The following is a 23,009-nucleotide window of genomic DNA, read 5'->3' as shown; positions in this document are numbered from 1 at the left end:
GATGACCATGAGTGTGGAAACTCAAAAGGAAACCCTGGGCTTCCAGACCGAGGTGAAGCAACTGCTGCACCTCATGATCCATTCGCTGTATTCCAACAAGGAAATTTTCCTTCGCGAATTGATCTCGAACGCCTCTGACGCTGTCGATAAATTACGTTTCGAAGCCCTGTCCAAGCCTGAGTTGCTGGAAGGCGGCGCGGAACTCAAGATCCGTGTGAGCTACGACAAAGACGCCAAGACCGTCACCCTCGAAGACAACGGTATCGGCATGAGCCGTGACGATGCGATCACCCACCTGGGGACCATCGCCAAGTCCGGCACCGCAGATTTCATGAAGAACCTGTCGGGCGACCAGAAGAAAGACTCTCACCTGATCGGCCAATTCGGCGTGGGCTTCTATTCGGCCTTCATCGTCGCCGACAAGGTTGAAGTATTCAGCCGCCGCGCCGGCCTTGACGCCAGCGAAGGCGTGCACTGGGCTTCCAAGGGCGAGGGCGAATTTGAAATCGCCACTATCGACAAGGCTGACCGTGGTACGCGCATCGTGCTGCACCTGAAAGCCGGTGAAGACGAATTCGCCGATGGCTGGCGTCTGCGCAACATCATCAAGAAGTACTCCGACCACATCGCGTTGCCGATCGAGTTGCCCAAGGAACAGACCGTTGCCGAAGGCGAAGAAGCCCCTGCGGTGGAGTGGGAAACTGTCAACCGCGCCAGCGCCCTGTGGACCCGTCCGCGTACCGAGATCAAGGACGAGGAATACCAGGAGTTCTACAAGCACATTGGGCACGACTACGAGAACCCGCTGAGCTGGAGCCACAACAAGGTTGAAGGCAAGCTCGAATACAGCTCGCTGCTCTACGTACCGGCCCGTGCTCCGTTCGACCTGTACCAGCGCGAGGCGCCAAAAGGCCTGAAGCTGTACGTGCAGCGCGTGTTCGTAATGGACCAGGCGGAATCCTTCCTGCCGCTGTACCTGCGCTTTATCAAAGGTGTGGTCGACTCCAACGACCTGTCGCTGAACGTGTCGCGGGAAATCCTGCAGAAAGACCCGATCATCGACTCCATGAAGTCGGCGCTCACCAAGCGCGTACTCGACATGCTGGAAAAGCTGGCGAAGAACGAGCCTGAGCAATACAAGAGCTTCTGGAAAAACTTCGGCCAGGTCATGAAAGAAGGCCCGGCGGAAGATTTTGCCAACAAGGAAAAAATCGCCGGTTTGCTGCGTTTTGCCTCGACTCAAGGCGAAGACGGCGAGCAGGTTGTGTCCCTGGCTGACTACCTGGCACGTGCCAAGGAAGGTCAGGACAAGATCTACTACCTGACCGGCGAAACCTACGCCCAGGTCAAGAACAGCCCGCACCTGGAAGTCTTCCGCAAGAAAGGCATCGAAGTGCTGCTGCTGACCGACCGTATCGATGAGTGGCTGATGAGCTACCTCACCGAGTTCGACGGCAAAACCTTCGTCGACGTGGCCCGTGGTGACCTGGACCTGGGTAACCTGGACTCCGAAGAAGAGAAGAAAGAAGCCGAAGAAGTCGCCAAGTCCAAAGAGGGCCTGGTTGAGCGCATCAAGGCTTCCCTGGGTGAAGCGGTGAGTGAAGTGCGGGTTTCCCACCGCCTGACCGATTCCCCGGCGATCCTGGCTATCGGCGAGCAGGACCTGGGTATGCAGATGCGCCAGATCCTCGAAGCCAGCGGCCAGAAAGTGCCGGATTCCAAGCCCATCTTCGAATTCAACCCGTCTCACCCGCTGATCGAGAAACTCGATGGCGAGCAGAGCGAAGAGCGGTTTGGCGACCTGTCGCACATCCTCTTCGACCAGGCCGCCCTGGCAGCCGGCGACAGCTTGAAGGACCCGGCCGCGTATGTGCGCCGACTGAACAAGCTGTTGGTTGAATTGTCGGTTTAACACCGTTGTAGAAAAACCCGCTTCGGCGGGTTTTTTCGTTCTGGCTCTACTGTAGGAGCGCGCTTGCTCGCGAAGAACGTCAACGATAACGCGCAAATGCTGAATGAGCGCGGTGATCTCACGTTTTTCGCGAGCAAGAACTAGGCGTCCCCCTCGCTCCTACAGGGAGCATCGTCAATCCATCTGAATTGGAGAAAATGATGAGCCAAGTCACTGTACGTTCCGTGGTCTATCAGATTGATGGCCAGTCTTATGAAAGCCGTCTGGCATTCGATGCCAGCCACAAGGGCCCGTTGCCGGGACTGCTGATGGCGCCGAACTGGATGGGCGTGAGTGCGGGGGCCGAAGAGATTGCGAAGGCCGTTGCCGGCAAAGGCTACGTGGTGCTGATTGCCGACCTCTACGGGCAAAACGTACGTCCTTCAAATGGCGATGAAGCGGGCGCGGCGATGATGCCGTTGAAGAATGATCGCCCGTTGCTGAACAAGCGCATGCAAGCCGCCTTCGAGCAACTGCAAGGCCAGGTTGAAGCCGCGGTGGACACGTCCAAACTGGCCACCTTCGGCTTCTGCTTTGGCGGTTGCTGCTCCCTGGAACTGGCCCGTACCGGCGCGCCGCTGAAGGCTGCCGTGTCGTTCCATGGCACTCTGGATACACCGAACCCCGCAGACGCGAAGAACATCAAGGGTTCAGTGCTGGTGCTGCATGGCGCCTCGGACCCGTTGGTGCCCAAAGAGCAACTGCCAGCGTTCGAAGATGAAATGAACGCGGCGGGTGTGGATTGGCAGTTGCTCAGCTACGGCGGCGCGGTGCATTCCTTCACCGACCCCCATGCCAATGTGCCGGGCAAGATGATGTACGACGCCAAGACCGCCGCACGGGCTTTCCAGTCGATGCATAACTTGTTGGATGAAGTGTTCAAGGGCTGATGCTTCGGCGCTTGTTCGGGCCTCTTCGCGAGCAAGCCCGCTCCCACATTTGAGTGCGTTCACAGATCGAAATGTGGGAGCGGGCTTGCTCGCGAATGCTATCTAACAGGCAACTCGATTCTTTCTGACTCCCCCGGCACAGCGGGCCAATCCCCAGCCGCCCAACGCTGTCTCGCCTGCTCGATCACAGCCGGGTCGCTCGCCACAAAATTCCAGTTGATCCGCCGTGGCCCATCCAGCGGTGCCCCGCCAAATACCATCAGGTGGCAATCACTCTCGGCATACAGAGTCATCTCCTGCCCAGTCGGCAATACCACCAAGCTGTTGACCTCCAGGGTTTCACCGTCCAATTGCACCTCACCCTCCAGCACATACACCGCGCGTTCCTCATGTTCATCAGGAATCAACAGGGTGGTGGCGGTTTGCATCTGTACTTCGGCATACAGCGTCGGCGACAGCACCGGCACCGGTGATCTGAGGCAAAAACCATCACCGGCGATCAAACGCACCTGCACGCCGAGGTTATCGCTTATCGGCAAACTTGCGGCTGGGTGATGGCTGTAGTGTCCGGGCCCGGTCTCGTGGTCCTTGGGCGAGGCCAGCCACACCTGCAGGCCATGCAGGTTGAAACCCCTGGCCTTGACCGCTTCTGGTGTGCGCTCGACGTGGGCAATCGCGCTGCCGGCGGTCATCCAGCTGACATCGCCGGCTTGCACCACCTGGTCCGAGCCAAGGCTGTCCTTGTGCTGCAAGGTGCCTTCAAACAGGTAGGTGAGGGTGGACAGGCCGATGTGGGGATGCTGGCGGATATTCATGCCGTTACCCGGTGCGTAGCGGGTCGGCAGCATATGGTCGAAAAATACAAAGGGACCGACGCTGCGGCATTCACGCGAGGGCAGGGGCCGCAGGATAGGCTGGCCTTCTACATCTTCGGGGCGAGGGCGAATCACGGTGAGGGTGGTCATGGGCATCCCAGTCTGAGCGGGTTGGATGCTTTGAGCATAACCCGCTCGATGGGAAGTTGGGGCTATTGGCTGAAGGCGCCTTCCGACAATTTCGTCTCGATAGTGACTTCGGCGGTGGTCATCAGCTTATGTACCGGGCACTTATCGGCCACGCGATGCAGTTCATCGCGCTGGGCGTCGGTGAGTACGCCCTTGAGGGTCAGCTTGACGTTGAGTTTGTATTTACCCTTTTGCTCTTCGTCGCTGTCGTGAGTGACCTCCACGGTCACGCCGGTCAGCGGGATATCTTTTTTCTGCGCGTAGAGCCTCACGGTCAAAGCTTTGCACGACGCCAGCGCAGCATCGAAATAATCGTGGGGGGAGGGCGCCGAATCGTCACCGCCCAGGCTCTTGGGCAGGTCGGTAAACAGCTCGTGATTATTGATATTCACGCTGTGACGGAAGTTTTCAGCGTTCAGCGTATTAACGGTAACAGGCATGGCAAACCTCATAAGGGCGCAGGATGAAGGTCATGCAGTTATAGAGCATGCCGGCACCCCAGTGTTCCGGTTTTTTCCATGCTGAACCCTGAAGGCTGGCGCAAGGTCTACCCGTATCAACCCTTATTGAGGTTTTACCGTGTCTGGAGCCCGCCTGAGTCTTGCCTTGTTGCTCGCCGCCAGCAGCCTTGTCGTGCAGGCCCGTGACTATGCCTACAGCGACGCGCACCTGCACTACGTGGATTTTTTCCAGGAAACCGCCGGCATGGACAAGCTGCTCAAGGCCATGGCGGACAACCGCATTGAGCACGTCATGATTTCCGGGATTCCCGTGGCCAAGAAATGGCACGAAGACGAGCCCAAGCGCCCGCGCTATTACGCCGGTGACGACGCCGATGCCTATTGGTACAGCGCCACGGATGTGATCGTCGCGGCGGCGGTCAATAAACTTTCCCCCGAGCAACGCCAGCACTTTCATCCCTTCCTCGCCGGTTTCAATCCCAACGACAAAAACTCCGCCGCCCACATCCAGCGTATGCTCGACCTCAACCCAGGGCTGTGGCAGGGCATCGGTGAAGTGTTCACCCGGCACGATGACCTTACCGCCCTGACCTCCGGTGACACCCCGCGCGCCAATAACGAAGCCATGACGCGCATTTACCACCTGGCGGCCGAAAACGACCTGCCGGTGATGCTGCACTCCAACATCACCTCCAAACGTGAGCGCAACCCGCTGTACCTGGCGGAAGTCGAGCAGCCGTTACGCAATCACCCGCACACGCGTTTTATCTGGGCTCATGCCGGTACCAGCAAGGAAATTCACCGTCATCAGGTGCAGATGGACTTTTTGTTGCCTACCCTGACGCGCCTGCTTGAGGCGTACCCCAACCTGTATATCGACCTGTCCTGGAGCATGCTCACGCCCTATCTGCTGGATGACGCCGGCAAGCCACGGCCGCAATGGGTTGCGCTGGTGGAGCGCTTCCCGGATCGCTTCATGCTCGGCTCCGATGCTGTGGGGCGCTTCAATAAGTTGGGCAAGGAGATGCGCCGTTTCGATCCTTTCCTCGATGCGTTGCCCGAAGACGTTGCCCACAAGGTTGCGCGCGACAACTTCCTCGCCATCCTGCCCAAGCCGCATGGCGATGGCGACGCGCCTTGATATCGCGTTTTGATCTTACGCCAATGACCTGAGGTGCCGATAACGTCCAAGAGACCCGCTGCAGGTGGATGCAGTACTTTTGGAAGGAACCCTGGCATGAATATCCGCAGTTTGAATATCGCCCCTCGCGCCGGCCTGGGCTTTGGTGTGCTGGCGTTGATGGTGTTCGTCTTGGGCGGCTTTGCCCTGTTGCAGATGGCCAATATGCGCCAGCAGTCGGACCAGGTGGAGACCAACTGGCTGCCCAGCGTGATGGCGGTGGGGGAGATGAACCAGGATGTGTTGCGCATTCGGGCGCTGACGTTGCGCTTGCTGGTCAACCGCGACCCCCAGGCGGTGGCGCAGAACGAGCAGAAAATTGCCGAAATAAAAACCGGTTTGCACCACGCTGAAGGCGTGTACGAGGCATTGATCGTCTTGCCTGAGGAGCGCGTGCTGTTTGATCGCTTCAAGGTCGAGGAGCAGCAGTACCTGCAACGCCAGGAGCAGGTGGTGGGCTTATCCAAGGCCAATCGGCTGGAGGAGGCCATTGCGGTGGTCAATGGCGAAATGAATCAGATGGCTGACCAGATGGCCGTGACGCTGCGTGACTTGGTCAATCTGAACAAGTCCAGCGCCAACGAGGCCGCCCGGCTGGCACAGCAGGTGTTCAGCCAGTCGCGGGTCTGGGTGATGACCATGATTGGCGTCACGGCGTTGGTCACGATTGGCCTGGCGGTGTGGCTGACACGCAGCATCGTGCTGCCGCTGGCACAGTCGTTGAAAGTGGCCCAGGGCGTTGCCAGTGGCGACTTGACGGGCGACATCAGGCTCAGTGGCAGCGACGAGCCGGCGCGCTTGCAACAGGCGCTCAAACGCATGCAGGAGAGCTTGCGCGACACTATCCGGCGCATATCAGAATCGTCGAACCAATTGGCGTCGGCTTCCGAAGAGCTCAGTTGCGTCACCGAGGATGCGACCCGTGGTTTACACCAGCAGAACCAAGAAATCGAACAGGCGGCCACGGCAGTCAATCAGATGACGGTGGCGGTGGAGGAGGTGGCGAGCAATGCCGTGGCCACGTCCCAGGCATCTCGCGAATCCGACCGGATTGCCCAGCAAGGGCGTGAGCAGGTGCAGCAGACGGTGGTGTCGATTGAAGCCCTCGCGACCGATGTGACCGCCAATGTGACCCAGGTCGAAGCGCTGGCGCAAAAGGTCTATGGCATCAGCACAGTGCTGGATGTGATTCGCTCGATTGCCGAGCAAACCAACTTGCTGGCACTGAACGCGGCGATTGAAGCGGCGCGAGCGGGGGATGCCGGGCGCGGGTTTGCGGTGGTAGCCGATGAAGTGCGGGCCTTGGCCCATCGCACGCAACAGTCAACCCAGGAAATCGAGCAGATGATCAGCGGGATTCAGCAGGGCACCGACCAGGCTGTCAGCTCGATGCAGCAGAGCAATACACGGGCGCGCTCTACATTGGATCTCGCCAAATCGGCGGGCATGGCCCTGGAAGAGATTGCCTCGGCATTCACCTTGATCAACGAACGCAACCTCGTGATTGCCAGCGCGTCGGAGCAGCAGGCGGCGGTGGCTCGGGAGGTGGATCGTAACCTGATGAATATCCGCGACCTCGCGCACCAGACATCGACCGGGGCCAACCAGACCAGTGCAGCGAGTCAGGAGTTGTCGCGGTTGGCGGTGGATCTGAATTCGATGGTGGCGCGGTTTTCGGTGTAGGGCGGGGAACCGAGTTGGCCCAGCCGCAGGCAAGCCAGCTCCCACACTGGACCGTATTCCTCCAGGATGAACGCGGTCGAATGTGGGAGCTGGCTTGCCTGCGATGAAGGCGACGCGGTTTCAAATCAAACGCAAAAAAAAGCCCCGAACCAGTCGGGGCTTTTTCGTGTGATCAACCTGCGAGCTTACTTGCCCTGCCAGCGCTTGAGTACCAAGGTGGCATTGGTGCCACCAAAACCAAAGCTGTTGCTCATCACGGTGTCGATCTTGGCGTTTTCAACGGTCTTGGTCAGGATTGGCATATCGGCCACAACCGGATCAATCTCGTCGATGTTGGCCGAGCCGGCCATGAAGTTGCCTTCCATCATCAGCAGGCAATAGATCGCTTCGTGAACGCCAGCGGCGCCCAAGGAGTGACCCGACAGGCTCTTGGTGGAGCTGATCTTCGGAGCCTTGTCGCCAAATACCGCGCGCACGCCTTCCATTTCCTTGGCATCGCCGACCGGGGTCGAAGTGCCGTGGGTGTTCAGGTAGTCGATTGGGGTATCGACGGTGGACATTGCCATCTGCATGCAGCGGATGGCGCCTTCACCGCTTGGCGCAACCATATCGTAGCCGTCGGACGTCGCGCCGTAGCCAACGATTTCCGCGTAGATCTTCGCGCCACGGGCCAGGGCGTGTTCCAGCTCCTCGACCACCACCATGCCACCACCGCCGGCGATGACGAAACCGTCACGCTTGGCGTCGTAAGCGCGGGAGGCTTTTTCTGGGGTTTCGTTGTACTGGGTGGACAATGCGCCCATGGCGTCGAACAGGAACGACTGGCTCCAATGCTCTTCTTCACCGCCGCCGGCAAATACGATGTCCTGCTTGCCCAGTTGGATCTGCTCAACGGCAGTCCCGATGCAGTGGGCGCTGGTGGCGCATGCGGAGGAGATCGAGTAGTTCACGCCCTTGATCTGGAATGGCGTAGCCAGGCAGGCGGAAACGGTGCTGCCCATGGTCCGCGTGACACGATAAGGGCCGACGCGCTTCACGCCTTTTTCGCGCAGGATGTCCAGCGCTTCCATTTGGTTGAGGGTCGATGCGCCGCCGGAGCCGGCGATCAGGCCGGTGCGTACGTTCGAAACCTGGTCTTCGCTCAGGCCGGAGTCGGCGATCGCGTCTTTCATGGCCAGGTAGGCGTAGGCGGCAGCGTGGCCGACGAAACGATAGATCTTGCGATCGATCAGTTCTTCGAGGGGCAGGTCAATGGAGCCGGAAACCTGGCTACGCAGACCCATTTCGGCATATTCCGGGTTGAAGCGGATGCCAGGGCGACTTGCACGCAGGTTAGCGGTGACGGTCTCTTTGTCATTGCCCAGGCAAGAAACGATGCCCAGACCAGTGATAACGACGCGGCGCATGCGGATAACCCTTAAAAGTTGTCAGTGGAAGTAAATACGCCGACCCGAAGGCCTTCGGCAGTATAGATCTCGCGACCGTCGACAGTCACCGAACCGTCGGCGATGGCCAGGTTCAGCTTGCCCTTGAGGACGCGCTTGATTTGAATGTTGTAGGTGACTTTCTTGGCGCTCGGCAGTACCTGGCCAAAGAACTTCACTTCGCCCGAACCCAGGGCGCGACCGCGGCCCGGCAGGCCTTGCCAGCCCAGGTAGAAGCCAACCAGTTGCCACATGGCGTCAAGGCCCAGGCAACCTGGCATCACAGGGTCGCCTTCGAAGTGGCAAGCGAAGAACCACAGGTCAGGGGTGATATCCAGCTCGGCGACCAATTCACCTTTGCCGTACTTGCCACCCTCTTCGCTGATATGGGTGATGCGATCCACCATCAGCATGTTCGGGGCGGGCAGTTGCGCGTTACCTGGGCCGAACAGCTCACCGCGACTGCAGCGCAGCAGGTCTTCCCGAGTAAAGGCGTTTTGTTTGGTCATGCGAGCTCCTCAATAATCCCATGCGGCAGGGTAGGGCAAATCTTCCCGAACCGAATGAAGCGTTCATGCCTCATAGCGGCAGCCTACACATAGACTATTGCGTTGTAGTGAAAGTCACAGCGGCAAGGCACTGAATGTACACTTGTTCACTGAAATTTTAAACCGGGCCTGTTTATCAGCCCGTTCGGGTGCCTAAGACTGCCGCACTTTCGTCTTTCACGCCAGTCGCAGTTGGCTGATGGCGCGGCGCTATTGCACCCAGCGCTGCAGGATTTGCTGCAAATCCGTGCGTTTGAACGGCTTGGCCAGGTAATCGTTCATTCCGGCTGCCAGGCAGGCTTCGCGATCGCCCTGCAAGGCGTTGGCCGTCAGGGCGATGATCGGCAGATCGGCGCAACCGGGCAGTTGGCGAATCTGCCGTGTGGCTTCGTAGCCGTCGATCAAGGGCAGGCGACAATCCATCAGGATAGCGGTGAAAATCAGGCTCTCGGCGCTGCGGATCGCTTCGGCGCCGTCCGTGGCCAGGCTGACTTCAAAGCCCAGGCTGCGCAGCATCGCTTCGACCACGGTGCGGTTGACCGGGTTGTCCTCTACCAACAGTACGTGGCGCCCATCGCCGGCGTTGGCTTTGCCAAGCGCATCAGGTGCGGTGACCGGCACATGCTGCTGGTCAATGGCCAGCGGAATCTCCAAGGTGAACACTGAGCCTCGACCTTCTTCGCTCTGGGCGCGCAAGGTGCCACCCATACGTTCGGCCAGGGTGCGCGCAATCGGCAGGCCCAGGCCCGTGCCACCGTAACGCCTGGAAATGGAGCTGTCTGCCTGCTGGAATGCATCGAACATCAAATCCAGGCGTTCGGCGGAAATACCGATACCGCTGTCGCGTACGGTGCAGGTGAACCACACCAACTCATGGTCCAGGGTTTGCCAGTGGGGCTCGACGGTCACGCTGCCATGTTCGGTAAATTTCAATGCATTGCCGATCAGGTTCACCAGAATCTGGCGGATCCGCGTCGGGTCGCCGCGCACACGCAGAGCCTCCATGCCCATGGGAATGGGCAGTTCCAGGCTCAGCCCGCGCTGCTGGGCGCTGTGCTGGAAAGCCTGGGCGCAGCTGTTGATCAGATCGGCCAGGTTGAACGGAATATGTTCCAGTTCCAGGGCGGCGCGTTCAATGCGTGAAAAATCGAGGATGTCATTGATCACCTTGAGCAAATGCTCGGTGGACTCGCACGCCAGCGCCGCGTACTCGGTCTGCTCCTCGGTCATCTCCGTGGTTTCCAGCAGTTGCAGCATGCCCAGCACGCCGTTCATGGGCGTGCGCAGTTCGTGGCTCATCATCGCCAGAAAATCCGACTTGGCGTTGTTCGCCCGCTCGGCTTCTTCACGGGTCTGGATCAACTGCGCCATGGCTTGTTGCTGTTCGCGACTGGCCTGTTGAAGGCCCTCGGCCAGGTTGTTGATATGCCGCGAGAGGTCGCCCAATTCCGAGTCATCGACGATGGGCAGTGGCGTCTTGTAATCGCCTTGCTGGATGGCCTTGACCGCGTGCCCCATGGCGCTGATCGGCTGTGACAGGCTGGCCGACAAGCGTCGCGCCAGCAGGAAGGTAAACAGCAGGGCAAACAGCGCCAGGACCCCTGCCTTGAACAGGATTTCCTGCTGGCGCTGGCTGAAAGCGTCGTTGGACATACCCACAATCACTCGCCCCAGGTAGTCCGCGCGGGGTGCCTTGGGTTCGCTGAGGTTGTCCTGGAAAAAGTCATTGTTGAGCTGGATGTGTTGCAGGCGGATCGGTGCCTGGAACACCTTCACCGACAGCGAACGGTCATGCCGCTCGGACGGCTGCTCCACATACACCAAGATGTTCTCGGCGCTGTCCTGGATCTCCAGGAAGCGCACATGAGGTGTGGCCAAGGTCGCACGTAGCAGGGTTTCAAGCACATCGTTGTTGCCGGAAATCACGCCGTACTCAGTGGCAGGCGCCAGCTGGTTGGCGATCAATTGACCGGTGTGGTCCAGCTCCTGGCGCAAGTCCTGGATGCGCACGAAGGTGAAGAAGGTGATAAGCAGCAGGGTCAACAGTAGCGCGGGGCCCAGGGTAATGAGCTGGGTGCGGGTGTTGATATCCCAACGACGGCGCAAGGTCATGGGCGTTGTTCTCCTTCGGCCAGGCGGGCGGCAACGGCGATTTCATCGACCTGTTCGATGCCCAGTGAGCGCGCGACTTGTGGGTTGCCCACGACTTTGAAGTGCTGCGGGTAGAGCGTGCTGGGCCAACTGGCCGGCGGCTGGTCCAGCAGTTGGTCCAGCACCGCGAGCCAATCGGATTGATCGCTGTAGGTGCTGGCCAGGCTGCCGGCCCGCACAAACCCAGCGTTGGGCCCCACCAACGGCAGTTGTTGGGCGTAGCTGCTCAGCAACAGGTTTTTTACGGTCTTGGGGTTGTACAGCTGCGGATCGTCGAGGCCCAGTAGCACGTCGCTGTTTTTGAACAGGGTTTGCAGCGGGCGACTGTCGCTGGTGTTGTCCCATGGCTGGGGCATGATTTCCAGGCCCATGGGTTTGGCGAACTGGATCAGTTCGCGCAGCAGGAATTCGCTATCGACGCCGTACAGCACGCCGACGCGCCGGGCCTGGGGCAGGATATTGGCGATCAGGCGCAGCTGACGCTCCAGCGGCGGGTCGCTCCATAGCAGACTGATTTTTGCCGGGTGGGAATTGCCCAGGCGTTGTCGGGCCTGCAGGCGGCTGATGCGCAGCACAAGGGTTGGTGGCCCCTGAGCATCCTGCAGGCGCCAGTCCAGACCCGGCAGGTCAAGGAGAATCAGGCGTGTGCTGGCAGGCAGGTGACTGGGCGCTGGCAACTGCTTGAGTGGCGTGAAGCTGACCTGGTCTTCGGGGCGTTGTTGGGCAAGGGCCTGGGTAAAAGCGCGCACGCCGGCGCTGTCTTCGGCGGCCGTCAGCAGAATGTCGGCACTCCACGCCGGCGCTGTCAGCAACAGGCAGGCGAGCAGCAGGCCGCGGCGCCAAAACCGTGAAACCAACAAGAGGGTCATCCGTGACTGGTCGGCCATGTCAGAAGTCCAGCTCGGCGCTGAAGTAGAGAACGTGGCGATGGTCGTAGTTGTTGTCGGCCCAGGTGGTGGGCTGGTCATCCAGGCGTTGCTGCAACATGCCCGCCAGCTCCACATTGGCTTTGCCTACGGCAATGCGCTTGGCCACCCGCAGGTCGACCCGCTGGAAGCGATATTGGTTGAGAGCGTCGTCGCCATAGTAGAACAAGGCGCTGGACCAACCCTGGCCCCACTCACGCAGCCAACCGGCCGAGCCACTGTTACGCGCGGTTTGCGCTTTGTCCAGCGGGTTGCTGGAGGTGGCGTCTACATAAGCATAGGTCAGGCGCAGGCGGTCGGCGTCACTCACGCGCCAGTCGAACTGCGACTCGGCACCGCTAAAACGCGAGCTGTTGGCGTTGCTGGCGATGTATTGGTTGTTGCGCAGCGGCGAGCTGATCATGTCGGTGATTTCGTCATAGAACAGCTTCACGTCGACATTCAGCCCCAGCTCGGCAAAGAAGCCGTTGTAGCCCAGTTCGCGCGAGCGCATCAACTCTTTGTCGAGGTTGCCAGGGCCGCGCGTCACGACAAAATATTGACCGGCGTTTTGCCCGTAGGTCGGGGAGCTGAGATTGGTGACGCGGTAGCTCCAATTGACGTTGTTCTCGAACATGTCCGGCGAGCGGATTGCCTCGGAGTACACCGCGCGCAAGCCGTGGCGAGGATTGATCAGGTAATTGACCGCCACACGCGGCGTGAGCGAGTTGCCGCTCAGGTGGGTGTCTTCGTACATGGCGCCACCTTGCAGCAGCCAGTGCTCGCTGGCGCGCCATTCCAGGTGGCCGAACAGGCGCCAGGTGGTGTCGTCCAGGGTGCCATTGAAGTAGGTTTCGGAGTCGGCGCGGTCATAGCGGTAATTCATACCGCTGACCAGGCGCAGGCTGTCGGAGAGGCTGAGCGTGTCCTGGATCTCCACGTCGTAGCGGCTTTCGCGGGTGCTTTGGTCGATATCGCCGCACACGCTTTGGTTGGCACCGTTGCGCCACTGGTCCAGCACCTGGTTGGCCAAGGCCTGTTCGGCGGCGTTACCCGGTGGGGCGGAGCCTTGGCTGTAGGTGTCCATGTGCCGTGCCAGCAATTCGGCATAGTTGGGGTTGAGCTGCCATAACTGGGTCAGTTCAGGGCTGAACGAGGCCTTGGCGTCACAGGCTTTCCAGATTTGCTTGCGGTCCCATTGCTGTGCCGAGCCCTGGATATACAGGCTGTGGTCGGGGTTGAAGTCGAAGTTCCAGCGCAGGGAGCCTGCGTAGTCCTTGGCGGTGACATCGGAATTAGTGCCGCCTTCGGTAATTCCGGCAAACACCGGGGTGTAGGTATAAGGGCGCTGGTTGGTGCCTTCCTTGACGTTCAGTTGCCAATCGAGACTTTGTTGCGCGTTCAAGGCCTGGCTCACCGCCAGGCTGAAACGGTTGAGGCGACGCCCGTCACGGCGGTCGGCGCCGACCGCGTCGCTGTCAAAACCATCGTCCTGTTGCCCGGACAGAGACAAGCGCAAATCGCCGGTCTCCCAGCCCACACCCTGGCTGGCATAGAAGTCATTGATGCCACGCTCGCCACGGATGACCTTTACCCGCGAGCCGTGACTGTTGGCTGGCGAGCGGGTGAGGATATTCACCACCGCCATCAGCGCATTGGCACCGTAGCTGACGGTGTTGGGGCCGCGAAAGACCTCGATGCGCTCGATGTCCTCCATGGCCACTGGGATATCGCTCCAATCCACCGTGGCCAGGCCGGCGCGGTAGACCGAGCGACCGTCGATCAGCACCTGCATGCGCCGTGCGTCACTGGCGCTGGTGCCATGGTAATTCACCGACGCCTGGTTGCCGCTGGTGTAGCCGACCATCATCCCCGGGACCAGCCGCAGCAGTTCCGAGATGTCCCGGGCACCGCTGGCCTTGATCAGCTCACTGTCGATCACCGTCATGCTGCCGGGCACGGCGGCGGCCGATTGCTTGAGACGCGTGGCGGTCAAGACCTGCGGCAGCGGCTGGCTGTCGAGGAACAGATCGTCGGCATGCGAGCAGGTAGCGCACAACAGCACCAACAACAATGATGAGCGAGGAGGAGGGCCCAGATACACGGCACGGCCTTGTTAATTGCGGATAGCCGCCCATGTTAACCGAGGTGCGGCTGTTTGCCAGTCGTCGGACTTGCATTTACTTCGCACGCCTCTGGCATTTTCTGACTCGCGCGAATTGATACGGGGGCTGGCCGCAAGCGGGGCGCCCCGTATAATGCCGCCATCGCCACTGGTATGGATTAACGGATTGCATATGACTGAACAGCGCCCTATTGCGGTCCTGGGAGGCGGAAGTTTTGGGACCGCCGTGGCTAACCTGCTGGCCGAGAACGGTCACGCGGTGCGCCAGTGGATGCGCGACCCCGAGCAGGCCGAAGCCATTCGCGTGCATCGCGAAAACCCTCGTTACCTTAAAGGTATCAAGATTCATCCCGCCGTCGAGCCGGTGACCGACCTGCTGGAAACCCTCACGGCCTGCGACCTGTGCTTTGTCGCGCTGCCTTCCAGCGCCTTGCGCTCGGTACTGGCGCCACACGCCGAACGCTTGGCCGGCAAGTTACTGGTCAGCCTGACCAAGGGCATCGAAGCCCACACCTTCAAGTTGATGAGTGAAATCCTCACCGAAATCGCCCCTCAGGCGCGCATTGGCGTGCTGTCCGGGCCAAACCTTGCGCGGGAAGTCGCCGAGCACGCGTTGACCGCCACCGTGGTCGCCAGTGAGGACGAGGCTTTGTGCGAGCGCGTCCAGGCCGTGTTGCACGGCCGTACCTTCCGGGTCTACGCCAGCGGCGATCGCTTCGGCGTCGAATTGGGCGGGGCCTTGAAAAACGTCTACGCGATCATTGCTGGCATGGCCGTGGCCCTGGGCATGGGCGAAAACACCAAGAGCATGCTGATTACCCGCGCACTGGCCGAGATGACACGTTTTGCGGTGAACCAGGGCGCCAACCCGATGACCTTCCTCGGCCTGGCGGGCGTAGGGGACTTGATCGTCACCTGTTCTTCGCCCAAAAGCCGCAACTACCAGGTCGGGTTCGCCTTGGGCCAAGGGCTGAGCCTGGAGGAAGCGGTGACGCGTCTGGGCGAAGTGGCCGAGGGGGTCAACACCCTCAAGGTCTTGAAGGCCAAGGCCCAGGAAGTGGGCGTGTACATGCCGCTGGTCGCCGGCCTGCATGCGATCCTGTTCGAAGGGCGCACCCTGAACCAGGTCATCGAGCTGCTGATGCGGGCCGAGCCCAAGACCGATGTCGACTTTATTTCCACCAGTGGTTTCAACTGAGGAACGCGTCATGAACGATCCCAAAGCTGCCCCCCCATACGAGTCGATTGTCTTGCGCATCCTGTGGATGCTGGTGTTTGCGCTGGTGTGGCAGGTAGCCCAATTCCTGCTCGGTGCGCTGGTGGTGGTGCAATTGGTTTACCGGCTGATCTACGGCGCACCGAACCTGGGCCTGATGAACTTTGGCGACAGCCTCAGCCAGTTCCTGGCGCAGATTGGCCGCTTCGGCAGCTTCCACACCGAACAAAAGCCCTGGCCGTTCGCCGATTGGCCAACCCCACGCGCCCCCGAAGGCGAAGCGGCCCACAGCGTACCGCCGGCACCGCACCCGGTACGTGATGAAGAGCCGAAGCTATGAAAGTATGGATTCTGCGTCACGGCGAGGCCCAAGCGCATGCGCGCACGGACGCCGAGCGCAACCTTACCGAGCATGGGCGTGCTGAAGTATTGCGCAGTGCTGCGCACCTGATTGGCCAGCCCTTGGGCGCCATCATTGCCAGCCCTTATGTTAGGGCGCAGCAGACGGCGCAGTTGGTGCGCGATGTGCTGGGGTTTGAGCCTGAGATCCGCACGGTGCCGTGGCTGACGCCCGATGGGCATGTCCAGCGAGTGCTGGAGAAACTCGACACCGATGACAACGTGCTGTTGGTTAGCCACCAACCGCTGGTGGGTAGCCTGATCAGTTTTCTGCAGCATGGGCATCAGCGCCAGCCACAGCCGATGTACACGGCCAGCCTGGCGGAGCTTGAGGGTGACTTTCCGTTGGCTGGCTTGATGAGTCTGGTGGATGTGAAGAATCCTTAGGCATCGTGCGACGCTGTGGCGAGGGAGCTTGCTCCCGCGACGGCCTGCCAGCCGGCGCCTATCTCGCTGACGCCTCGCGATCCAATTGTGGGAGCTGGCTTGCCTGCGATGACGGCCTGCCAGCCGGCGCTATCTTGCTGACGCCCCGCGATCCAATTGTGGGAGCTGGCTTGCCTGCGAAGGCGGCCTGCCAGCCGACGCCTATCTCGCTGACGCCCCAACGATTCCACTGTGGGAGCGGGCTTGCTCGCGAAGACGGCCTCACAGTCGACACCGTTATACCGAGTACATATCCATTCCTGCGGTAACGGCCACTTAGGGTTCCGCCCTGAACGGCGGGTCACTTTGGCAAAGCCGGAATGCCGGCCCAGCCCAAAGTAACCAAAGGGCTCTTGCCCCACCACTCGGCACCTCGCCCAGGCTCGGTGTGCCCGTAATCCGCCAGTGATTTGGGGGGGCGCCTAAGATCGAGAGCAGATCAAGAGCGTCTCGCTTCGCATCGTGGTTAGCGGCAGGCCGTTTCCTTCTCCTGTGCTATACAGTCAACCAAGCAAGTGCTTGGTTGGCTGTATCTTGGATCACAAAGGAGCGCGTCCCATGCCTGTCGCTTTTCGTTTGCCGTTGCAGGTCTTCTTCGAGCGTGAAGCGCGGCACCCGCGCAAAGTCTTCCTCGTTCAGCCCATCGGCGGCGGTGAGGTGCAGGCCCTCACCTGGGGCGAGGTCGGCCACCAGGCTCGTTGCGCCGCGCACTGGCTGCGCGCGCGGGAGTTGCCCCAGGGCTCGCATATTGCCTTGATTTCAAAAAACTGCGCCCACTGGATCATCGCCGACCTGGCGATCTGGATGGCTGGGCACGTGTCGGTGCCGCTTTATCCCAACCTCACCGCGGACTCAGTCGCCCATGTGCTGACTCACTCGCAGGCGCGGTTGGCGCTGATCGGCAAGCTGGATGATTGGTCGGCAATGGCGCCTGGCGTTCCTGCGGGTGTGCCGACTATCAGTCTGCCGCTGTGCCCTCCTGAAGAGACTTTCGATTTCAGTTGGGCGGACCTGCAAGCCTGTTCACCGATCCAGGACAACCCGCTACCGGATGCCGCCAGCCTGGCCACTATCATCTACACCTCCGGTACGACCGGCCTGCCTAAAGGGGTGATGCACAGTTTCGGCGCCTTGGGGTTTGCTGCTTCGGGCGGTACTGAGCTGTTTGGCCTGGGGGAGGGCGACCGGTTGCTGTCGTACCTGCCGCTGTGCCATGTGGCGGAGCGGATGTTTGTAGAAATGGCGTCGATCTATACCGGGCAAACCGTTTTTTTCGCCGAGAGCCTGGAAACCTTCCTCACCGATCTGCGCAGGGCGCGGCCGACGGCCTTGTTTGGCGTGCCGCGCATCTGGACCAAATTCCAACTGGGCGTCTACGCCAAAATCCCGGAAACACGCCTCGATACCCTGTTACGCCTGCCTTTTATCGGCAAACGCGTCGGCCATAAAATTCTCGCCGGCCTGGGGCTGGATGCGCTGCGCATCGCCCTGTCCGGCGCCGCGCCGGTGCCCGAGGCGTTGCTGCGTTGGTATCAGCGCCTGGGCCTGGATGTGCTGGAGGTGTACGGCATGACCGAAAACTGCGGCTATTCCCATGTGTGTCGCCCAGGTGGGCAAACGCTCGGTTGGATCGGCCAGCCCTGCCCAGGCGTGCAAGTGCGTATCGACCCGTCAGGCGAAGTGCAGGTACACAGTGGCGCGACCATGTTGGGCTACTTCAAGGACCCGCAGAAAACCGCGGATACGCTCACCGCAGATGACTTCCTGCGGACGGGTGACAAGGGCGAGCAGGACGCGGACGGTCGCCTGCGCCTGACCGGACGTCTCAAGGAAATCTTCAAGACCAGCAAAGGCAAATACGTAGCCCCGGCGCCGATTGAAAACCGCCTGGCCGAACATGCACGTATTGAACAGGTGTGTGTGGTCGGCGAGGGGCTCAGTGCGCCGATAGGGCTGTGCGTGTTGTCGGCACCCGGCGAGGACCGCCAAGCCCTCGGCGGTGGTCTTGAACGCTGGCTGGCACAGGTGAACGCAGGCCTGGACAAGCACGAACGCATGGGGCAATTGGTGGTGGTGAAAGACCAATGGGCGGTGGAAAACGGTTTTCTCACGCCGACCTTGAAGATCAAACGCAACGTGATCGAGTCGACGTACGGGCCACAATTGCAAGCATGGAGCGCACGCGCCGAAACCGTTTTGTGGCAGGATTAGGGCCGTAATAAAACCAACAAGGACAACCGTATGAGCCTGTGGCGTACCCAACCGAATATCGAACACCTCAACGCGATCCAGAAAAACACCATCGGTGAAATGCTGGATATTCGTTTCGAAAGCTTCGACGACGAATCCCTTACCGCCAGCATGGTGGTCGACCACCGCACCCATCAGCCCTACGGCCTGCTGCACGGCGGCGCCTCGGTGGTGCTGGCCGAAAGTGTCGGCTCCATGGCCGCCTACTTGTGCATTGATGCAAGCAAGTTCTATTGCGTGGGCCTGGAGGTCAACGCCAACCACCTGCGCGGCGTGCGCAGCGGCCGGGTAACTGCGGTGGCCAAGGCTATTCATATCGGGCGCACTACCCAGGTGTGGGACATCCGCCTGAGCAGCGACGAGGGCAAGGCCAGTTGTGTCTCGCGCCTGACCATGGCCGTGGTGCCGCTGGGTGAACAACCGCCGGCGCGATAGGCGTGGCGTGAGTGTCATCATTCCTGGCAGTTACAGTCATTGCTGTAGGGGCCGGGCATGGTGACAATCCCCCTCTGTTTTTGTTGATGGAACCTGTATGTCGCAGCACGTGTTTTTTACCCACGCCAATGGCTTCCCTTCGGCCACCTACGGCAAGCTGTTTGCCGCCCTGGCCCCGGAATATGCGGTGGCCCATCTGCCGCAGCACGGTCACGACCCCAGGTTCCCGGTGGATGATAACTGGCAAAACCTGGTGGACGAGCTGATCCATCATCTGGAGCAGCAGCCAGAGCCGGTATGGGGCGTGGGCCATTCCCTGGGTGGCGTGCTGCATTTACACGCGGCCATGCGCTGCCCGCAGCTGTACCGGGGCGTGGTGATGCTGGATTCGCCGGTGCTCACCCGCGCAGACCGCTGGGTGATCCGCGCTGCCAAGCGCTTTGGTTTTATCGACCGACTCACCCCGGCTGGGCGCACGCTTGGCCGGCGCGAAGAATTCACCGACCTGGACACCGCGCGCAGCTATTTCGCCGGCAAGACCCTGTTCCGTGGCTTTGACCCCGATTGCTTTGACGCGTACCTGCAACATGGCCTGCAGCAAGTGGGCGATCGCCTGCGCCTGCGGTTCGACCCAGCCACCGAAATCAGCATCTATCGCGGCGTGCCCCACACCAGCCCGGGCCAGGTGCGCCAGTTGAAGGTGCCGCTGGCCGTGGTGCGTGGCCGCCAGAGCCGGGTGGTGATGCGTCACCATGCCAGCGGTGTTGACCGCTTGCCCATGGGCGAAATGCTCACCATGCCCGGCGGCCATATGTTTCCCCTCGAACGCCCTCAGGACACTGCTGCCTTGATCAAGACCCTGTTCGCCCGCTGGCAGGCCCGTGAGCGCAGTTGCGCATGAGTACGCCCGTCGAAGAGGTACGCCTGAGCCTGCCGCACATCGAACTGGCCGCGCATCTGTTCGGGCCCGAGGACGGCCTGCCGGTAATTGCCCTCCATGGTTGGCTGGACAACGCCAACAGCTTTGCGCGCCTGGCGCCCAAGCTGCGAGGGTTGCGCATCGTCGCCCTGGACATGGCGGGGCATGGGCATTCGGCGCATCGCCCGGCTGGCGCCGGTTATGCCTTGTGGGATTACGTCTATGACGTGCTGCAGGTGGCTGAGCAACTGGGCTGGAAACGTTTTGCATTACTTGGCCACTCCCTGGGCGCCATCGTCTCTCTGGTATTGGCCGGGGCCTTGCCGGAGCGGGTGACACACCTGGGCCTGATTGACGGCGTGATCCCACCGACCGCCAGTGGCGAGAACGCGGCCGAGCGCCTGGGCATGGCGTTGCAGGCGCAATTGAGCCTGCAGGACAAGCGCAAGCCGGTCTACAACAGCCTTGATCGAGCGGTCGAGGCGCGGATGAAAGGCGTGGTCGCGGTCAGCCGTGAAGCAGCGCAGCTCCTGGCCCAGCGCGGTTTGATGCCCGTACCAGGCGGTTACACCTGGCGCAGCGATAGCCGCCTGACCCTGGCGTCGCCGATGCGCCTGACCGACGAACAAGCCATGGCTTTCGTGCGAAGGGTAGGGTGCCCTACCCAGTTGGTGGTCGCGGCTGACGGCATGCTGGCGAAACATTCCGAATTGCTTTCTCAGCTACCCTTCACGGTTACCACGCTGCCAGGCGGCCATCATTTACACCTGAATGACGAGCCCGGTGCGGCTCTTGTTGCAGACTGTTTCAATCGGTTCTTCTCCACGCCTTGACTTGGCGGGGTCAACTGCCGAGGCTGGGCGGATTGAAAGGGAGTCAACCATGAACACACTCGATATCGCTGTGACCAACATTGGCCAGGGCTCACTGATCCGATGAGCCTGGGTAAAGGATGTATCCGTGCCCTGGGCCTTTGTTGTTTCAGCCCCCTGGTATTTGCCGCCGATCTGCCCGGCAGCCAGGATCTACCGGCGGTAGCCCGTCAGGTTGATGCGCAAATCGTCGATTACCGCCCCGCTGAAGATAAGGAACGCATTTACCCCATGGGCGCGATCCGCAAGATCAGCGGCCAGTTGCGTTATGAAGGCCAGGCCATCGCACGCGGCCCAGCCACTGCAATCACCTATGAATTGCCCGCCGAACACAGCTCCAGCGCCGCCTTTACCGCAACGCGCGAAGCTTTGCAGGCCAAGGGTGCGCAGTTGTTGTTCTGGTGCAAGGCCCGCGATTGTGGCGAAAGCAGCCTGTGGGCCAACGAAGTGTTTGGCAACGCCAAGCTGGTGGGCGCCGACGGCCAACAGGAATACCTGCTGCTACGCCTGGCCGCCCCGCAGGACAATTCCCTGGTCGCGCTGTACGGGATCACACGTGGTAACCGCCGCGCCTACCTGCATGTGGAGCAACTCGACGCCAGCGCGCCCTTGGGCGAACTGCTGCCCACCTCGGCCACCCTGCTGCGTGAACTCAAAAGTACCGGCGAGCTGGATTTTCCCGCGCTGGGCGCCGAGCCTGACGACACCTGGCTGACCTTGATATCCCGAGCCTTGAACCTCGACACCACCCTGCGCGTGAGCCTGAGCGGGCCGCAGGCCGAGGCCTGGCGCCAGGCGCTGGTGGAGAAGGGCGTGCGCACCGCCCGTCTGGAAACCGGCACCGGTGAAACCCAAGGGCTGCATCTGCATCTGATACGCTAAGCACCACAGGGCGAACGGACCCGTGCCGTTCGCCTAAGCTCTCTTCCTACAGCCTTCTTTTCGAGATACCCGATGCTCAATAACGATCGCCTGCTGGTGCAAATCCTGCTGCTGGTGCTGTTTGGTGCCAGCTTCTGGGTCATGGCGCCGTTCTGGTCGGCGCTGTTCTGGGGCGCGGTGCTGGCATTTGCCAGCTGGCCGCTGATGCGTTTGCTCACCCGTTGGCTCGGCGGCCGAGAGTCCCTGGCCGCTGGCATCCTGACGTTGGGGTGGATGTTGCTGGTGGCGGTGCCATTGGTATGGCTTGGGTTCAACCTGGCTGACCATGTGCGTGATGCGGTGGCTCTCATCAAGGACATCCAGGTCGACGGCTTGCCCGAGGCGCCGACCTGGTTGGGGTCGATCCCCTTCGTAGGCGAGCGCCTGGTGGCGACCTGGGACAGCATTGATCAACAAGGCGCGGCGCTGATGGTGAGCATCAAGCCGTACCTGGGCCAGGTCGGCAATTGGTTGTTGGCGCGCAGTGCGCAAATTGGCGGCGGCATTCTTGAGCTGACCCTGAGCCTGGTCTTCGTATTCTTTTTCTACCGTGACGGGCCGCGCCTGGCGATGTTTGTGCACCGCCTGTTGGAGCGCCTGATTGGCGAGCGCGCTGGCTATTACATCGAACTGGTGGCCGGCACGGTGCAGCGGGTGGTCAATGGTGTGATCGGCACCGCTGCGGCCCAGGCGCTGCTGGCCCTGATCGGCTTTCTGATCGCTGGCGTACCGGGCGCGCTGGTGCTGGGTATCGTGACTTTCCTGCTCAGCCTTATTCCCATGGGGCCGCCGCTGGTGTGGATTCCGGCCACGGCGTGGCTGGCTTGGAAGGGCGATTACACCTACGCGGTATTTCTGGGCGTATGGGGCACGTTCGTGATCAGCGGCGTGGATAACGTGCTCAAGCCGTACCTGATCAGCCGTGGCGGCAACCTGCCGTTGGTGATTGTGCTGTTGGGTGTGTTTGGTGGGTTGATAGCGTTCGGCTTTATCGGCCTGTTTATTGGCCCGACGTTGCTGGCGGTGGCCTACAGCCTGTTGACAGACTGGAGCGCGAGCCAGGCGCAAGTGCGTCGTGAAGACAAACCCTGTAACTGATGGGTGTACCTAACTGTGGTGCGCCGCGGTACTTGTGGGAGCTGGCTTGCCTGCAATAGCGGTGGGCGAGCCAACACTTCATCGACTGACACTGCGCAATCGCAGGCAAGCCAGCTCCCACATTTGGTTCGCGGCGCGTCAGGTAAATGGG

At 61.0% G+C, this 23,009-nt stretch carries 20 protein-coding genes and 1 pseudogene; 14 read left to right on the top strand and 7 right to left on the bottom strand.

The window, feature by feature from the left end:
* Positions 1-7: 7 nt before the first annotated feature.
* Together htpG and ACP7CZ_RS23790 are read left to right on the top strand one after the other, a co-directional pair.
* Positions 8-1,912, top strand: a complete 1,905-nt coding sequence (htpG, locus tag ACP7CZ_RS23795) for a molecular chaperone HtpG (RefSeq protein WP_014717738.1) — start codon at positions 8-10, stop codon at positions 1,910-1,912.
* Between the two features lie 200 nt (positions 1,913-2,112).
* Positions 2,113-2,841: a dienelactone hydrolase family protein gene (locus ACP7CZ_RS23790; protein WP_054898384.1), complete on the top strand. Its 729-nt coding sequence runs from the start codon at positions 2,113-2,115 to the stop codon at positions 2,839-2,841.
* A 98-nt stretch (positions 2,842-2,939) separates the two neighbouring features.
* Here ACP7CZ_RS23790 and ACP7CZ_RS23785 read toward each other — a convergent pair whose 3' ends face one another.
* Positions 2,940-3,806, bottom strand: a complete 867-nt coding sequence (locus tag ACP7CZ_RS23785; protein WP_294156191.1) for a pirin family protein — start codon at positions 3,804-3,806, stop codon at positions 2,940-2,942.
* A gap of 62 nt (positions 3,807-3,868) precedes the next feature.
* Positions 3,869-4,285 carry an OsmC family protein gene (locus ACP7CZ_RS23780; RefSeq protein ID WP_034127200.1) on the bottom strand — a complete coding sequence of 139 codons (417 nt, stop codon included), beginning with the start codon at positions 4,283-4,285 and terminating at the stop codon, positions 3,869-3,871.
* A 139-nt stretch (positions 4,286-4,424) separates the two neighbouring features.
* Between ACP7CZ_RS23780 and ACP7CZ_RS23775 the strand changes: the two genes are divergently transcribed.
* From ACP7CZ_RS23775 to ACP7CZ_RS23765, 3 genes and pseudogenes are all read left to right on the top strand, one after another.
* A complete protein-coding gene (locus ACP7CZ_RS23775) occupies positions 4,425-5,447 on the top strand; it encodes an amidohydrolase family protein (protein WP_294363360.1) in 1,023 nt (340 codons plus the stop codon).
* Between the two features lie 96 nt (positions 5,448-5,543).
* Positions 5,544-6,314 (top strand): annotated as a pseudogene (locus ACP7CZ_RS23770) (MCP four helix bundle domain-containing protein); the annotation flags it as partial.
* Positions 6,306-7,169 (top strand): methyl-accepting chemotaxis protein, encoded by an 864-nt coding sequence (locus ACP7CZ_RS23765; RefSeq protein ID WP_405647825.1) that lies wholly within the window; start codon positions 6,306-6,308, stop codon positions 7,167-7,169. The pseudogene ACP7CZ_RS23770 and the gene ACP7CZ_RS23765, both read left to right, overlap by 9 nt.
* 185 nt (positions 7,170-7,354) lie before the next feature.
* Here ACP7CZ_RS23765 and fabB read toward each other — a convergent pair whose 3' ends face one another.
* The 5 genes from fabB to ACP7CZ_RS23740 all read right to left on the bottom strand — a co-directional run bounded on the left by fabB (position 7,355) and on the right by ACP7CZ_RS23740 (position 14,301).
* Positions 7,355-8,575, bottom strand: coding sequence for a beta-ketoacyl-ACP synthase I (gene fabB / locus ACP7CZ_RS23760; RefSeq protein WP_003190033.1), 1,221 nt, complete (start codon positions 8,573-8,575; stop codon positions 7,355-7,357).
* Between the two features lie 11 nt (positions 8,576-8,586).
* Positions 8,587-9,102, bottom strand: a complete 516-nt coding sequence (gene fabA / locus ACP7CZ_RS23755) for a 3-hydroxyacyl-[acyl-carrier-protein] dehydratase FabA (protein ID WP_003190035.1) — start codon at positions 9,100-9,102, stop codon at positions 8,587-8,589.
* A gap of 249 nt (positions 9,103-9,351) precedes the next feature.
* Entirely contained in the window at positions 9,352-11,253 is a 1,902-nt protein-coding gene (locus tag ACP7CZ_RS23750; protein WP_294156159.1) for an ATP-binding protein, read from the bottom strand.
* The gene (locus ACP7CZ_RS23745; protein ID WP_096142946.1) at positions 11,250-12,179 is read right to left on the bottom strand and encodes an ABC transporter substrate-binding protein; all 930 of its coding nucleotides are present in this window, start codon (positions 12,177-12,179) and stop codon (positions 11,250-11,252) included. The genes ACP7CZ_RS23750 and ACP7CZ_RS23745 overlap by 4 nt, the downstream gene beginning before the upstream one ends.
* A gap of 1 nt (position 12,180) precedes the next feature.
* The gene (locus tag ACP7CZ_RS23740; RefSeq protein ID WP_082423475.1) at positions 12,181-14,301 is read right to left on the bottom strand and encodes a TonB-dependent receptor plug domain-containing protein; all 2,121 of its coding nucleotides are present in this window, start codon (positions 14,299-14,301) and stop codon (positions 12,181-12,183) included.
* A 193-nt stretch (positions 14,302-14,494) separates the two neighbouring features.
* Between ACP7CZ_RS23740 and ACP7CZ_RS23735 the strand changes: the two genes are divergently transcribed.
* The 9 genes from ACP7CZ_RS23735 to ACP7CZ_RS23695 all read left to right on the top strand — a co-directional run bounded on the left by ACP7CZ_RS23735 (position 14,495) and on the right by ACP7CZ_RS23695 (position 22,858).
* Positions 14,495-15,520 (top strand): NAD(P)H-dependent glycerol-3-phosphate dehydrogenase, encoded by a 1,026-nt coding sequence (locus tag ACP7CZ_RS23735; RefSeq protein ID WP_034127205.1) that lies wholly within the window; start codon positions 14,495-14,497, stop codon positions 15,518-15,520.
* Between the two features lie 10 nt (positions 15,521-15,530).
* On the top strand, positions 15,531-15,878 hold the full coding sequence (locus tag ACP7CZ_RS23730; RefSeq protein ID WP_054899024.1) for a DUF4389 domain-containing protein: 348 nt from the start codon (positions 15,531-15,533) through the stop codon (positions 15,876-15,878).
* Entirely contained in the window at positions 15,875-16,324 is a 450-nt protein-coding gene (gene sixA / locus ACP7CZ_RS23725; protein WP_072448129.1) for a phosphohistidine phosphatase SixA, read from the top strand. Before ACP7CZ_RS23730 ends, sixA begins: the two co-directional genes overlap by 4 nt.
* 597 nt (positions 16,325-16,921) lie before the next feature.
* Entirely contained in the window at positions 16,922-18,574 is a 1,653-nt protein-coding gene (locus tag ACP7CZ_RS23720) for an AMP-binding protein (RefSeq protein ID WP_294156148.1), read from the top strand.
* Positions 18,575-18,604: 30 nt separating this feature from the next.
* Positions 18,605-19,048 (top strand): hotdog fold thioesterase, encoded by a 444-nt coding sequence (locus ACP7CZ_RS23715; RefSeq protein ID WP_014717751.1) that lies wholly within the window; start codon positions 18,605-18,607, stop codon positions 19,046-19,048.
* Between the two features lie 97 nt (positions 19,049-19,145).
* Positions 19,146-19,949, top strand: coding sequence for an alpha/beta fold hydrolase (locus ACP7CZ_RS23710; RefSeq protein WP_057976723.1), 804 nt, complete (start codon positions 19,146-19,148; stop codon positions 19,947-19,949).
* Positions 19,946-20,800 carry an alpha/beta hydrolase gene (locus ACP7CZ_RS23705; RefSeq protein ID WP_054920059.1) on the top strand — a complete coding sequence of 285 codons (855 nt, stop codon included), beginning with the start codon at positions 19,946-19,948 and terminating at the stop codon, positions 20,798-20,800. Before ACP7CZ_RS23710 ends, ACP7CZ_RS23705 begins: the two co-directional genes overlap by 4 nt.
* Before the next feature lie 102 nt (positions 20,801-20,902).
* On the top strand, positions 20,903-21,721 hold the full coding sequence (locus ACP7CZ_RS23700; RefSeq protein WP_054920057.1) for a DUF4892 domain-containing protein: 819 nt from the start codon (positions 20,903-20,905) through the stop codon (positions 21,719-21,721).
* Positions 21,722-21,793: 72 nt separating this feature from the next.
* Complete coding sequence (locus tag ACP7CZ_RS23695) at positions 21,794-22,858, top strand: AI-2E family transporter (RefSeq protein ID WP_003190063.1); 1,065 nt, start codon at positions 21,794-21,796, stop codon at positions 22,856-22,858.
* The last annotated feature ends 151 nt before the right edge of the window (positions 22,859-23,009 follow it).

The organism is Pseudomonas sp. DWP2-2 (assembly GCF_049897065.1).
GTDB classification, from domain to species: domain Bacteria; phylum Pseudomonadota; class Gammaproteobacteria; order Pseudomonadales; family Pseudomonadaceae; genus Aquipseudomonas; species Aquipseudomonas paracarnis.
The sequence above is the reverse complement of the archived record's forward strand: the minus strand, read 5'-3'. Positions and strand labels throughout refer to the sequence as shown.

Excerpts from the sequence above, each read along its gene's own strand:
- htpG (WP_014717738.1), top strand. The coding sequence starts at position 8 with ATGAGTGTGGAAACTCAAAAGGAAACCCTGGGCTTCCAGACCGAGGTG.
- ACP7CZ_RS23790 (WP_054898384.1), top strand. The coding sequence starts at position 2,113 with ATGAGCCAAGTCACTGTACGTTCCGTGGTCTATCAGATTGATGGCCAG.
- ACP7CZ_RS23785 (WP_294156191.1), bottom strand. The coding sequence starts at position 3,806 with ATGACCACCCTCACCGTGATTCGCCCTCGCCCCGAAGATGTAGAAGGC.
- ACP7CZ_RS23780 (WP_034127200.1), bottom strand. The coding sequence starts at position 4,285 with ATGCCTGTTACCGTTAATACGCTGAACGCTGAAAACTTCCGTCACAGC.
- ACP7CZ_RS23765 (WP_405647825.1), top strand. The coding sequence starts at position 6,306 with ATGCAGGAGAGCTTGCGCGACACTATCCGGCGCATATCAGAATCGTCG.
- fabB (WP_003190033.1), bottom strand. The coding sequence starts at position 8,575 with ATGCGCCGCGTCGTTATCACTGGTCTGGGCATCGTTTCTTGCCTGGGC.
- fabA (WP_003190035.1), bottom strand. The coding sequence starts at position 9,102 with ATGACCAAACAAAACGCCTTTACTCGGGAAGACCTGCTGCGCTGCAGT.
- ACP7CZ_RS23750 (WP_294156159.1), bottom strand. The coding sequence starts at position 11,253 with ATGACCTTGCGCCGTCGTTGGGATATCAACACCCGCACCCAGCTCATT.
- ACP7CZ_RS23745 (WP_096142946.1), bottom strand. The coding sequence starts at position 12,179 with ATGGCCGACCAGTCACGGATGACCCTCTTGTTGGTTTCACGGTTTTGG.
- ACP7CZ_RS23735 (WP_034127205.1), top strand. The coding sequence starts at position 14,495 with ATGACTGAACAGCGCCCTATTGCGGTCCTGGGAGGCGGAAGTTTTGGG.
- ACP7CZ_RS23730 (WP_054899024.1), top strand. The coding sequence starts at position 15,531 with ATGAACGATCCCAAAGCTGCCCCCCCATACGAGTCGATTGTCTTGCGC.
- sixA (WP_072448129.1), top strand. The coding sequence starts at position 15,875 with ATGAAAGTATGGATTCTGCGTCACGGCGAGGCCCAAGCGCATGCGCGC.
- ACP7CZ_RS23720 (WP_294156148.1), top strand. The coding sequence starts at position 16,922 with ATGCCTGTCGCTTTTCGTTTGCCGTTGCAGGTCTTCTTCGAGCGTGAA.
- ACP7CZ_RS23715 (WP_014717751.1), top strand. The coding sequence starts at position 18,605 with ATGAGCCTGTGGCGTACCCAACCGAATATCGAACACCTCAACGCGATC.
- ACP7CZ_RS23710 (WP_057976723.1), top strand. The coding sequence starts at position 19,146 with ATGTCGCAGCACGTGTTTTTTACCCACGCCAATGGCTTCCCTTCGGCC.
- ACP7CZ_RS23705 (WP_054920059.1), top strand. The coding sequence starts at position 19,946 with ATGAGTACGCCCGTCGAAGAGGTACGCCTGAGCCTGCCGCACATCGAA.
- ACP7CZ_RS23700 (WP_054920057.1), top strand. The coding sequence starts at position 20,903 with ATGAGCCTGGGTAAAGGATGTATCCGTGCCCTGGGCCTTTGTTGTTTC.
- ACP7CZ_RS23695 (WP_003190063.1), top strand. The coding sequence starts at position 21,794 with ATGCTCAATAACGATCGCCTGCTGGTGCAAATCCTGCTGCTGGTGCTG.